11 protein-coding genes are annotated in these 13,085 nt (G+C 42.2%); 8 read left to right on the top strand and 3 right to left on the bottom strand.

From position 1 onward, the window contains the following. Window positions 1-751 precede the first annotated feature (751 nt). The 6 genes from SYJ56_RS21595 (at window position 752) to SYJ56_RS21620 (ending at window position 5,164) form a co-directional block, all read left to right on the top strand. Window positions 752-1,333: a Crp/Fnr family transcriptional regulator gene (locus SYJ56_RS21595; RefSeq protein WP_323837819.1), complete on the top strand. Its 582-nt coding sequence runs from the start codon at window positions 752-754 to the stop codon at window positions 1,331-1,333. Between the two features lie 219 nt (window positions 1,334-1,552). Next, window positions 1,553-2,074 (top strand): DinB family protein, encoded by a 522-nt coding sequence (locus SYJ56_RS21600; RefSeq protein WP_323837821.1) that lies wholly within the window; start codon window positions 1,553-1,555, stop codon window positions 2,072-2,074. 38 nt (window positions 2,075-2,112) lie between these two features. Further along, window positions 2,113-2,853 carry a 3-keto-alpha-glucoside-1,2-lyase-like domain-containing protein gene (locus SYJ56_RS21605; RefSeq protein WP_323837823.1) on the top strand — a complete coding sequence of 247 codons (741 nt, stop codon included), beginning with the start codon at window positions 2,113-2,115 and terminating at the stop codon, window positions 2,851-2,853. A 77-nt stretch (window positions 2,854-2,930) separates the two neighbouring features. Next, the gene (locus SYJ56_RS21610) at window positions 2,931-3,497 is read left to right on the top strand and encodes a hypothetical protein (protein WP_323837825.1); all 567 of its coding nucleotides are present in this window, start codon (window positions 2,931-2,933) and stop codon (window positions 3,495-3,497) included. Window positions 3,498-3,960: 463 nt separating this feature from the next. Then, the gene (locus SYJ56_RS21615; protein ID WP_323837827.1) at window positions 3,961-4,179 is read left to right on the top strand and encodes a tautomerase family protein; all 219 of its coding nucleotides are present in this window, start codon (window positions 3,961-3,963) and stop codon (window positions 4,177-4,179) included. 13 nt (window positions 4,180-4,192) lie between these two features. After that, window positions 4,193-5,164, top strand: coding sequence for a zinc-binding alcohol dehydrogenase family protein (locus SYJ56_RS21620; RefSeq protein ID WP_323837828.1), 972 nt, complete (start codon window positions 4,193-4,195; stop codon window positions 5,162-5,164). A 576-nt stretch (window positions 5,165-5,740) separates the two neighbouring features. Here the strand turns inward: SYJ56_RS21620 and SYJ56_RS21625 are convergent. Genes SYJ56_RS21625 through SYJ56_RS21635 form a run of 3 tightly spaced genes read right to left on the bottom strand, consistent with a single transcriptional unit; the run spans window position 5,741 to window position 10,561 of the window. Then, window positions 5,741-9,166 (bottom strand): HYR domain-containing protein, encoded by a 3,426-nt coding sequence (locus tag SYJ56_RS21625; RefSeq protein ID WP_323837830.1) that lies wholly within the window; start codon window positions 9,164-9,166, stop codon window positions 5,741-5,743. Window positions 9,167-9,214: 48 nt separating this feature from the next. Then, on the bottom strand, window positions 9,215-9,757 hold the full coding sequence (locus SYJ56_RS21630; RefSeq protein ID WP_323837832.1) for a phage tail protein: 543 nt from the start codon (window positions 9,755-9,757) through the stop codon (window positions 9,215-9,217). A gap of 12 nt (window positions 9,758-9,769) precedes the next feature. Continuing rightward, window positions 9,770-10,561, bottom strand: a complete 792-nt coding sequence (locus SYJ56_RS21635; RefSeq protein ID WP_323837834.1) for a hypothetical protein — start codon at window positions 10,559-10,561, stop codon at window positions 9,770-9,772. Window positions 10,562-11,445: 884 nt separating this feature from the next. Between SYJ56_RS21635 and SYJ56_RS21640 the strand changes: the two genes are divergently transcribed. After that, window positions 11,446-12,339, top strand: a complete 894-nt coding sequence (locus SYJ56_RS21640; protein WP_323837836.1) for an alpha/beta hydrolase — start codon at window positions 11,446-11,448, stop codon at window positions 12,337-12,339. A gap of 277 nt (window positions 12,340-12,616) precedes the next feature. Then, window positions 12,617-13,075, top strand: a complete 459-nt coding sequence (locus SYJ56_RS21645; protein WP_323837838.1) for a (2Fe-2S)-binding protein — start codon at window positions 12,617-12,619, stop codon at window positions 13,073-13,075. Window positions 13,076-13,085 lie beyond the last annotated feature (10 nt).

The raw sequence follows: 13,085 nt of genomic DNA on the forward strand, positions 1-13,085 counted from the left end.
CTTCTGTTGACTTGGATTCCTTCAGCACTCGCACGTACCACCGGCAATTGCCCCAGCCACAGACCTCCCGGGGTAAGACACTCTACTTTCATCCGATGCGGCTGAATTTACTCCTAGATTCTCTGTCTGACTATTGGGATTAGACGCTTCCAAGTGCGCTTCCCCGAATCTATAAGCCTACTATTCAGTTTCTGTTCGTCCACATCTGGACTTTGCCGCTGCCTTCCTTCAGATTTCCGGTCGCCCGGAACACCCTTGGCTTTGGCTATGGGGTTCCCGTCAGCGGGCCCCCTCGGGACTTGCTCTCTCCGTTGAGATCGCTCACCCTATAGTACAGTGCCATGCCCGGCACACTTGAAAAGTTTGACCCCGTTCGGGGTCAGAAATTGAAAGCATTACAGGGAGAATTAATGATCCTGAAAGGATCGAACTTCTTAATAACTTGGCCGTGGCGGAGCCAATTCAAGAACGGGGACGACAACCCCGAATGGGTTGAACTTTTTGGAAATGGAATTACTCCCGACAGCTGTACGGATTCCAAAAATATAAAGGGGTAGATACAATCTACGACTAGAGGCGGAAAAGGGGATCAGGAAAAAGGAACGGTTATTTCACAAAAAAGTCTCGCTACTTTTATTGCCAAGCTAATTGAAAATCCACAGCTGCATGTAAAAGAGAATCTCGGAATTAATAAACCTAACTCTTAATCAACTCAATGTGGCAAGATTGATTAGGGCAGTTATATTTACCTATGGCTCACCAAACCTTAATTCAGCACTTCGAAAGCTTTATTCCACTCACAGCTCTTGAGAAGCGTCAGATCGAGGAACGTTTTTTCCCCTTGACTGTCAAAAAACGGGGGAAAATCCTAGCTCAAAATGAGGTTTGCCAGCAGTATACTTTTGTGGTGGAAGGCTGCTTTCGGATGTTTGGGATTGATGACAAAGGATTTGATCATAATATCCAGTTTGCTGCCGAGAATGATTGGATTGCGGATATAGGCAGTTTCCATACCATGAAGCCCAGTTTGTTAAATATTGAGGCCTTGGAGTCCAGTCGAATTTTGCAGATCAAACAGCAGGATTTGTATTTTTTATACATGAATATCCCCAAGCTGGACCGGATATTCAAAGTCCTGGTGGAATTGAAATACATAGAACTTCAGAACCGGGTTTTACAGAATTTCAGTTCAACAGCTGAACAGCGCTACCTGAGTTTTTTGGAACAATACCCTCACCTGTCCAACCGGCTTCCAAATACCCAGATCGCATCCTATTTGGGAATTACTCCCGAATTTCTAAGTAAAGTCCGGAGGGATCTGATGTCAAAATAAACAATAGAATTATTCGCAAAGGTGCCAGACGGGAAGACAGGAGACGGGAGACAGAAGCATCCTAATAGTTAGAATTAACCTTATTCCCAATTACTTTTAGATTAGCACTGGCAAAAAAGCAGCTATTCATGATAAATGATTTCTTAAGGTAGATTAAGGGTTGGTCCAAGAACCAAAGGGGATATTTGTACCATCATTACAAACCTTAACCCTAAAAACATGAAAACTCTAGCTACACTCTGTCTATTTTTCTGCATTTGCACCTTAGTACAAGCCCAAAGTCCTGTTGATGATATGGTCAAAGACTGGGAACGTGCCAAGGCCTACACCCTGGAATATATGGAAGCGATGCCTGCAGGTAACTATGATTTAAAGCCCACTCCTGAAATGAGGACTTTTGCCCAGCAAATGCTCCATCTGACTGATGCCAATTTTGGCTTTATATCAGCGGCAACAGGCGTGGAAAGCCCAGTAGGCATGGGAGCCTCAGAAAAATCAACAGATCAATCCAAAGAAAGTGTCATCAAGCAAGTAACTGCAGGTTATGACTTTGCGATCAGCAGCATCAAAACCCTTAATTCTACACAACTGGACGAAACAACCCAATTGTTCGGTCAATTTGAGATGAGCAAAGGAACTGCCATTGCCAAGTGTTTTGAGCACCAAACTCACCATAGAGGACAAACGACAGTTTACCTCCGGCTTGCCGGTGTGACCCCTCCGCAGGAGAAGTTATTTTGATTTACCCAGAAGGATTTAAGCTTCATGAAATTTTGAAAATGAAAAGACATACTATTATCTTATTGTTGGCACTGGCAACATTTAGCGCCGATGCCCAACAGCTTAAACTCAAAAATCAAGAGTTTGAACTACACAATGTTACCGGAGACATTGTCGACTTTCAGGGCAAAAAAGTCCTGAGAATCGAGCGGGATTTAAATGCTATTCCTTTTGATTCCACACGGGTAGAGGCCACAGTCGATGAACCGCATTATGCCCGATTGCTTGGACTGGACGACTTTGAAAACGGGACGATCGAAGTGGAAATGTACAGTGAGTTAAAAGTTCCTGCCCCTTACTCAGGCATAGCGGGATTTATCGGCCTTTTTTTCAGAGTACAAGAAGATGATTCTGCTTTTGAAAGCATTTATGTGCGTCCAAAAGTGGGTAGAGCCGATAACCAACTCCACAGAAATCATACAGTACAATACTTTTCTTATCCAGACTTCAAATTTGACACCCTTCGGAAAATTGCTCCTTTTCGATATGAGGGATCGGCACCGGTGGCATTGAACGAGTGGTTTACCATGCGGATAGTGGTCAATGGAGAGTCCGCAGAAATGTATATCAATGACCTGAAGCATTCCACCTTCATCGTGGATAAAATGCTAGGAAAATCGAAAAAAGGCTATGTTGGACTCTATGTTGACATAGGGACAATAGGATATTTTAGAAATCTCAAGGTTACTAAAAGAGCTCTACAGGTTAAAAAGCGAGAAGAAAAGGTGACTGATATTTAAGGACTTCCTTTTAAATAAAATGAAGTCCTAGGGTTCTTAAAGACAGACGCTTTAGAACATAACCTCTAAAAAGAGACATGAACAAATTGAAACTTACACTACTTACTTTGTTCTCCATGATCTATGGAGCACAGGTCCAAACCATCGAGTTTGAAGGAAAAGAATTTGAACTTTCTAACGTCAAAGCCTCAGTAGAAGAGCTGAATGGTGATGAAGTTTTAAGGATTGAGCGTGATCTGGAAGCTTTGCCATTTGACGCGGAGCGGCTAGAAGCCACTGTAGACGAACCTACTTTTGTCAAACTGAAAGAGTTTAACCTTGAAAATGGAATAGTGGAAGTGAAGATGTTAAGTCGATTGCTTCCTACTGCTCCTGCATTTGCAAGGGGATTTATCGGACTTGCCTTTCGGGTAAATGAGGATAATACTGCGTATGAATCTATTTACATCCGGCCAACCAACGGTAAAGCAGATGATCAATTCCGGAGAAACCATACCATTCAATATTATACTTATCCAGACTTTAACCCGGACTATGCATTAGGATTCGTAACAGCCTGTCCCGATTCTTTTCGGGAAGGCTTCAAACTGCAAGAAAATCAGTCACTTTGGAGATCGAGTCGTCCCGTACGTACGGGACGGTGAGCCTGCCTGCCCGCAAAGGCAGGAGCGAAAAGTGAAGCATAGCGACTGATTTTGAGGCGGTTTGAAGCTGTAGTAGATTTGCTAATGCATAATTCCATCTAACTTCTCCTGCAGTTAGCCGCTCTACGTTACTTTTCGCAAGTCTTAGAATGCGGGTTTAAATTTGATAGGTTACGGGCTGAGTCCAATGGAGAATATGAAACCTATGCAGACATAGGCCTTGATGAATGGATCACTTTCCGGATTGAATTCCGGGATGAAAAGGCCTACTTATATCTAAATGATCAGGAATCAGCTGCTTTTTTAGTCTCAGAATTATTAGGGAGTTCCCAATCCGGAAGCATTGGTCTTTGGGTGGATATTGGGACTATCGGGTATTTTAAGGATCTGATAATTAATTAAGTAAATCAAATTGATAACCGCTTATTCCGGAAGAAGTAAGCATAACTAAACAATCTATACCATGCCACATGTAACTATTAAAACCTATCCGATTTCAGAAGAAGAAAAAGTAAATCTTACCCAGGAAATTATTAATGCCATTATCCGCACAACAGGGAAGCCCGAAGATTTTATTTCAATTTCAATTACCGATGTGCCTGAATCAGAATGGATGGAAACAGTATATGATAAAGAAATAAAGCCAGAATTGGATAACCTGTATAAAAAACCAGGCTACTAAAATAAAGTTACCCATGATGCAAGCAGTGGTTTTAAACGAATCGGGAGGAGCTGAGAATTTCACCATTCTTGAGCGACCCTTACCTGTGCCATCTTTGGATCAGGTGCTTATAAGGATTAAGGCTTTTGGCCTGAACCGTTCTGAGTTGATGACCAGAAAAGGATTGTCTCCTTCCGTGACTTTTCCAAGAGTCTTGGGGATAGAATGTGTAGGAGAAATAGTGGAAGATCCCTCCGGGGAATTTTCGCCAGGACAGAAAGTTGCAGCATCAATGGGCGGTATGGGAAGAGATTTTGATGGCAGTTATCAGGAGTTTGCAGTGCTTCCAAAGTCAATTTTAACCCCTTTTAAAAGCTGTTTACCCTGGGAGATTTTGGGTGCGCTTCCCGAAATGTTCCAAACGGCCTTCGGTTCACTCAAATTGGCTTTGAAACTGAAAGAATCTGAAACACTCTTAATTCGAGGAGGGACTTCTTCCGTAGGTTTGCTCGCAGCTCAACTTGCAAAATCAATGGGAGCCACTGTAATTTCCACTTCCAGAAATAAATTGAATGAAAAATTGCTGTTGAAAAACGGTGTGGATCTGGTTTTGGAAGACGATGGAATTCTGACCAAACAAATTGGAAAACACTACCCAGGTGGAGTGGATAAAGGACTGGAATTAGTGGGTACCAATACCCTTGCCGACACACTCCAGTGCATAAAGCCAGGAGGCCTGGTTTGCTTTACCGGGATGCTTTCTGAGAACTGGTCGTTCAAAGACTTTGCTCCAATGGATTACATTCCATCCACAGTAGGGCTGACAACATTTGATAGTGGTTCCATAAAAGTTCCAGCCCCTTACTTTCAGAAGTTTTTGCAGAAAATAGAAAAGGGAGAAATCAGACCTGAAATTTCCAAAGTATTCTCTTTTTCTGAAATCGTTTCTGCCCATCAATTGATGGAGAGCAACCAAGCCAAAGGAAAAATTGTGGTGAAAATCTGATTCCTTAGTTCAATTTACATTTCTACCATCACCACTAATGCTTCAGAACAAATACATTATGAAATCGAGCCTGACAGTCGGCAGAAAGGCATATTCTACAGCAACACACAAAGGGGTCGTTTTTTTATCCATTTGATCGGGACATCCATTTGATTAATTAGAACGACCACATAGTGGTCAAACCTTTCAATAACCCTAGGTGAAACCTAGGGAAAAGGGAAATTAAGAACGAGGACGACAACCCCGAAGCGGGTTGAACATGTTAATAATGGAATTACAAATTCCAAAAAATATTAGGGTAGGATAAGTCGTATGGAAACAATCCAGTGGATTGTTTTAGGCTTAGTCCGGCATGCAGGGTAGGAAAATTACACCCAGCGTCTTCCTGAACCTCAAACCTGAAAGACAATAGACTACGCCGAGGTGGGACTACATCTATCGTCAAGCGAACCTCAAAGGTGAATTGTAATAGTTTACGCGGGGTACGATAAGTCAATTACATATTATTTACTTAGACCATAGGAAAAAAAGTCCCGCCTTGTCAAAGGCGGGATTAAAATCAAATATATAGGATGATTACTGTTTAATCAGTCGCCTGGTCATCATGATATCCCCTACTTTCACTTGGACATTATAGAATCCCGGGGCCAAACCATCAAGGCTAAAGGTCTGCACAAAGCTAACTTCTCTGTACGCTTCATTGTCCACCACCAATCTACCTACTGCATCATAGATGCGGATGGCAACAGTAGCACCCTGATCCAGATCCACCATGACAGATGTTTCTGTGTGGGCAGGATTTGGATAGAGCAGGAATTCTCCGGGCTTCAGCTCTTGAGAAAACTTAAGCCCAATTTCTTCGGATAAATTGTTCAATACCTCAGATGTCGGATCAGTGATCACCCGCTTGTTACCTTTACCCTTAGCCGAATGAATAGTAATTGATCCACCACCTAGAATAGTCGAAGCATCTGAGTTGTCATCTGCTCCCAATCCATTGTCATAGACTATACCTGATGCACCCCAGATTTTGATTCTAAACTGATCTGGATCTGTTCCTCCATTCCAGTCACCGTCCAGGGCAACCAAGGTGAATTTATATCCTGGCACATCATTGATCATTCCTTCACCTCTGTAGGTGGCTTTCTTACCGGAAATAACCAAGGATCCTGATTCATGAAAAGTAGATTTGAAATATAAATCTCCAGCATGGAATTCAAACTCAGTGTTACCATCCACCTGGTTAGAACCCTTCTTGTATTTCGATACAAATCCAAAGTTCGCTTTACCTGTCAGGCTTTCGTCTGCCTTGTATGCACCTGCAGGTGACATTATCCAACCTCCGCCGGTTACGAAGTTTCCGTTAGGGTCATAAATCGGTAGATAAGCCACTGATTCAACAAGTCCGGTGCATCCCTCCACAATCGCCGAAACTTTGTAAACAACAGGCAGACTGCCCAATTCAGCAGCAAGTACCATTAATGTTGCTAAACCGGATGCATCAGAAAGAGCAGTTCCTTTGAATACGCCATCCAAGAGGAATGTTACTTCGACACCTTCAGTTGCAGGAGTAACCATTGCGCTAAGCGTAGCATCACTACCTACCGGAACAGGATTCCCTGATTCAGAAGCATCAATGCTCAAGGATACATTATCACTAACATTAATTCTTTGACTAACAAATACTGCATTTCCAACAGCATCTATAAATGCCCATTCGTAAGTTATGGTATAACTATTTGGACCTGTCGAACTTTGCGTAACTGATGGTAATACCGTAATCTCACCGTCACAGTTGTCTATCGCCGTTAACTCATAAGGTACCGGAATATCACTAGCACATCGTATGTTCAAATCTCCAGGTGATGCGGGCGGTACAGGGGGGGTATCGTCGATTACCTTCACCTCAAAAGTACAGGTTGCCTGATTGCCGGCTCCGTCAATGGCTGTATAAATAACTATAGTAGTTCCCACAGGGAAGTTATCACCAGGCTCAAAGTTGCTGTTCAGGGTCACTGAACCTCCGTTGTCCGTCGCTAATGGCGGAGTCCAACTGACTGCAGCACCACATGTGCCCGAATCGTTGGATACCAAAATATTACTTGGACAATTGCTGATTACAGGATTAATTAAATCAGCATTTTCTGTTATTGTTACTGTAAAGCTGCATTCGACGACATTGCCTGATGCATCTTTCACGTTGTAGGTAACAGTAGTTGGGCCGACCGGGAAAGTCGAGCCACTTGCCAAACCTGCTGTTCTTTCAATAATTGCTCCTGTACAGTTATCGCTGAAAGTCGGCGTAGCGTAATTAATCACTTTACCTGTTTCTCCAAAAGCGACTGTTTCGCTGACACTGGCAGGACAAGTGATAATTGGAGCTTCGGTATCATTGACGGTAACCGTAAAGCTACAGGTAGCCTGATTGCCTGCACCGTCAGTGGCTGTGTAAGTTACCATAGTGGTTCCCACTTCGAAGACCGTTCCAGGTGCAATGTTGCTTATGAAGTTCACTGAACCGCTGTTGTCTGTGGCTGTCGGTGCGGTCCAAGTGACTGCAGCACCGCAGCTGCCTTCACCATTGCTAACAATAATGTCTGTTGGACAGTCGCTGATGACAGGGTCTATGGCATCCAAACAGAATTCGAAATTATCTATGTTTAAATATTGGAAAGCTGATCCCAAAGAAATCTCCAATTGATCGATAAAGACTGAGGAATTATCTACCCCTCCTTCTGTCCTTAAATCAAAAATGTAATACCCACTATTTGCACTAAAGTCTTCCGGGAATCCAGATGATTTTGTGATGGAATAAACTTGGGCACCATCATTCTTTCCAACTACTGTAATACTTCCATCATTTGTAGGATTATTACCATCAGCGTCTGATGAAAGATAAACCGCGAATTTCTTCAGGTTGATATCTCTCGATAGAGAATTAATTACATAAGGCCCAGTTCCTGTATTCAGCAATACATATCGGGACCCATTGATCCCAATTGGAGGTGTTTCTGTATGGACCTCTAAATTTCCTGTAATCGAAAAATTATTTCCCCCATGAGAAAAAGTATTACTGGCATCGGTTTCATCTTCAAAATCCTCGATCAGGCATGGGCTAACATTATGTATTTGGCCTGAGGTGAAGGCAGCTGTACCGGTTACATTATTTTCATTCGATATGTCCGTACCTGCCTTGATATCCAGCCTAATGGTACCTTCACCGGACAATCCTGTGACAAGAACCGAGTAAGTTGCATTTGACCCTGAAACTGCACCTATTGTTCCGATTGCAGAGCCAGTTTTGGTCAATTCAAAATCATCTGCCGTGACATTTTCTGCAATTTTTGAAAATTCTACATTATAAGTAACTGATGTGGCTGTACTAAGCGGAGCACCGATCAAATTAACCGCCAAAACTGTTGGAGGTGTATCATTCCCATCAACGAATGGAACATTGTAAGTAACGTCATCTAAAATCAAAAAAAGATCCACCCCTTCTATTAAAATATGGTCCACATCAAAAAAATCAGGATCAGTGGCAAAAGATTTTAGACCCGAGGTTCCACTATCAAAATTGATAGCTTTTGTATTTCCTACCTGTGCACCTCCCTTAAATGCTTTGATTGTTCCAACATCAGATGTTCCCAAAGTATTTGAAATATCCCGATCCTGAAGCCAAATACTTAAAAACTGAAAAGAGGCATCGTCGGCCTGGGATATTTTCCAGCCTATTATGCCTCCTATTTCCTGGTTGCTGTCATCTAATCCCGGGCCACCATTATTCCCTTCATTAATATCTATTCCTACGCAAACCGTGCATGTAGCCGAAGCACCTTTAATTGCCTCAAACCTCAATTCTCCCTCCACATGCGGATTAGAAAGCCCTTGGTTTTCGGTGTAGCTGTCAAAATTAACGGTAGTTTGCTGCCCGAAACTTTGTAGGGACCAAGCAATCGAAACGAAAATGAATAAAAATATTTGTCTTGAGTATGAAAGTTTCATGGCAGTCGCAGTAAAATGATGAAAGAAAAATAAGTCAAATCTCACCCCTTATGACCTCGAAGGAAATATTCCTTCTAGAGCAATAATATAATATACTGCCAAATAGGGAGGCATATTGTTGAATGGTTGTCCCCCACCTGAATTTCCAACAATGCCAGGAGCCATAGTCCCATTAGAACTTGTGGCATAAGCATCCACCCCTATAGGATCTGCTCCCCGCTCCGGTACCACATTGGCATTGGCAGGGAATGCGCCGCTAGGATCTGATTGGGTCCCATCTGCTGATGAAGCTTGTATTGGATGATTATGAGGAGGAATGTTGCTAACGAGTAAAGTGGTAGTGGCTGAGCCCCCACTTTGACCCTGACTATAAGAAGGCAACCCCGGTCCCTGACCCGGATGAACAGCCATTCGTCCCCTGAGATCGGGCAGAGCAAAAGTTGTTTGACCATTGCCACCATAGGTGGTGCCTAGCAATGAAAATAAAGCTGTATTCTGTGCAATAGATAAAATTTGACCGTCGCAAAGTGCCCAGCCTCGCGGGGCAAAATTGAAGCCTACCATCATGATTTGTCCTAGAAATGGTTCCATTTTTTTATTTGTTTAAATGATGTAGTGATTTATAATTCCTTTATGCATGTTAATAGTAGTAACTCCAAAATTTTTGGAATTTTCTGAATGGACTTGCAGGAATACCTCCTGATTATCTTTGTTTCTAAATGAAAAACACTTTGACTTAACTGACGTATTTGAATCTGTAAAAAACCAATCGACATCTTGGCTGTTTTCTACAAAGTCCCTGTAATCCAAATAAGGAAAAACATCTTTGGGGTTTTCCAACAAACAGATGACCTTATCACATCCCTCATTTTTCAAATCCTGACTTTTTGATTGGATTACCTTGAGAATTTGGGTAATACTTTGGTTACTTCCTGTAAAGGCAATACCTAATACTCCGATCTTTTCTCCATTCACTTTGATAATCACCTTTTCCTTGATGGCAGCCAATGCACCTCTTGTACTTTTTTCAAAATTAGAATTGATAAGGGGGTACGGTGTGTCCGCAATTCTCTTTTGCAAATCATCCTCAGAAAGCTTCAAAAGACCGGGGTCAAAATTGATTAGCTGGGTAATAGGTTTCGATGACACATTACTAATCATGTCCTTTGCACTTCTATATCTACCCGTACTGACAAAAATCGGGGAAGACTTCCTTGCATAGCTGGATTCCATGAGATTCCTTATGGTCTCTTCATTCATTTCTGAGCTGACATGAACCCAGCTGATTGACTTGGAGTCTCCCAAAGCCAATACAGCCGAAGGAATAGGAATCAATGCGGATACCACAGAGGCAGCTATTGATTTCTTTAAAAACAATCTTCTGGAAAAATTCATATTTGAGGAATTTATTTTAAGATATAACCAATAAATAGCGTGGTATTTCACCTATGAATAGTAATAAAACGATCTTACCCTGATAGGTATCATTCATGCTGATAACCTTGTTTAAAATAATGACAATTAAGTTCCGAAAAGCATAACCTAGGTCGAGCGACTCTTTTTCCTGTCCCAACGCATCGTTTTATTTTTCCAAATGAATTTGAGTATGATGAATACCTGCAGACAGTGTTTGTCTTCGTGTCCATGGGTGAAACCCAGAGCCAAGCATCAGCTCATTTGGGTGGCGAATAAGTTATATGGAAATTGGCATCATTCGGTGTCGGGAATTGATTTATTGCCTTTGGATAATATGACCAAAAGGTAGAAGTCCTTTTAGTTAGTCCAATTGATGGATGTGAACGCCAACCCCGAATGGGGTTGAACTTTTGTTAAACGGGAAATATGTTCGACACCCTTCGGGGTCGTGGGGAATCGTGTCGTCGTTTCGTAGTCCACGGGTTTCACCCGCGGTTATTGAAAAGTTTGATCCCATTCGGGGTCGGAAATTGAAAGCATTACAGGGAAAATTAATGATCCTGAAAGGATCGAACTTCTTAATAACTTGGCCGTAGCGGAGCCAATTCAAGAACGGGGACGACAACCCCGAATGGGGTTGAACTTTTTGGAAATGGAATTACTCCCGACATCTGTATGCGTATGGGATCCAAAAAATAGAAAGATTTAGATACAATTACGCTTAGCCAAAGTATAGATTGGGTTAGAAGATAAAAAATCCAGGTTCATGCATATTCCAAAATACCTAGATCGTAGGACTTTGATATCAAACTCACTTGGAGTAACTTTTAACTATCACATTATCAACCCAAAATAAAGACTGAATGAAAAATACACTTTTAGGTTTTCTATTACTCTGCCTTGGCTCCACTCAATGCTTTTCTCAAAGCAATCGGGTAATGAATCTTTTCCCGGAAGGAACCGTGCTTCATGCCAACCTCCCCTACCAAAATGACACCTTAAAAAAGCATTTGTTAGACCTTTACTTACCTGCAAATGTCAGTGAAAAAGTTCCTCTGATAGTTTTTATTCATGGAGGAGGATGGCTGAGTAACGATAAATATGCCGATATGGGTTATATGAAGGAGACCGTTTCTGAAATCCTTGAGAGCGGGTATGCTTTGGCTTCGATCGATTATCGTTTTAGCACGCAAGCTATTTTCCCAGCCCAGATGCTGGATTGTAATGCGGCCATTTCCTTTTTGGTGGATAACGCGGACAACTATGGGATTGATACCGAGCGCATGGTAGTCATGGGCTTTTCAGCTGGTGGACATCTGGCATCTATGGTGGGATTGGCCAAAAACAATGAGGTGGATGATTTCTTCATTCCAGGCAGCAATAAAGATTTCAGTTTCAAAGGTGTGGTCGATTTCTATGGCCCTGCAGATTTGACGCTTTTTCCCGGAGCCAATGATGCAAACTCACCTGAAGGTATTTTGATCGGAGCAGCTCCATTGGATAGACCCGACTTGGCCAAGAATGCCAGCCCTGTGAGTTTTGTAGATGAAAATGATCCGCCATTTCTGATCATCCATGGTGAAAAAGACGATTTGGTCTCTCCGAGACAATCTCATCTGCTGAGTTCTTGGCTAAAAGTAAAAGGAGTACCTAATGAACTGATTATTGTCAAAGGGGCTCCCCACTTCGGGCCTATGTTTGACGTGGAGGAAATCAGAATGAAAGTGATGGCTTTTTTGCGAAAATATCTGGAATGAAAAACTATGAACGATATTCATAAAAACAGTTTGTTTGATTTTCGTAAGGAATCATTTTTCATAATTCCCTAACTTAGAAATCGAGCATGTCGAAGAACGACACACAGCCGGATGATTATAAACCTATGGAAAACAATTATATACAGATTAAATCGAGCCTGTCTGCCGACAGGCAGGCATGACTCAATCGTCAAACACTGGGATGATTATTAACCTTGCGAGATTCCATGTGGCTTTAAAAAATCAAATTATACACACATGAACAAATACAAATCATATGGCACAGTACAATTTAAATATCAACGGAAAATCCCTCAGCGTAGACGTAGACTCCAACACACCTTTGCTCTGGGTACTGAGAGATCATTTAGATCTAGTCGGTACCAAATTCGGTTGTGGAATTGCACAATGCGGTGCATGTACAGTTCATTTAGATGGAGAAGCAATTAGGTCCTGCTCCTATCCTGTTAGTGTGATTGGTGAGAAAAAAGTGGTCACCATAGAAGGCTTATCGGAAAACGGTGATCATCCCGTTCAGAAAGCATGGATAGAACATGATGTGCCACAATGTGGCTATTGCCAGTCCGGACAGATAATGACAGCAGCTTCCTTATTGGCTGAAAATCCTAATCCAACGGATGAGGAAATTAGCTCTGCGATGAATGGAAATATCTGTAGATGTGGCACGTACACCCGTATCAAGGCCGCTATTAAAACTGCCTCTCAATCACTTTAATCCGCCGCAC

The organism is Algoriphagus aurantiacus (assembly GCF_035156405.1).
GTDB classification, from domain to species: domain Bacteria; phylum Bacteroidota; class Bacteroidia; order Cytophagales; family Cyclobacteriaceae; genus Algoriphagus; species Algoriphagus aurantiacus.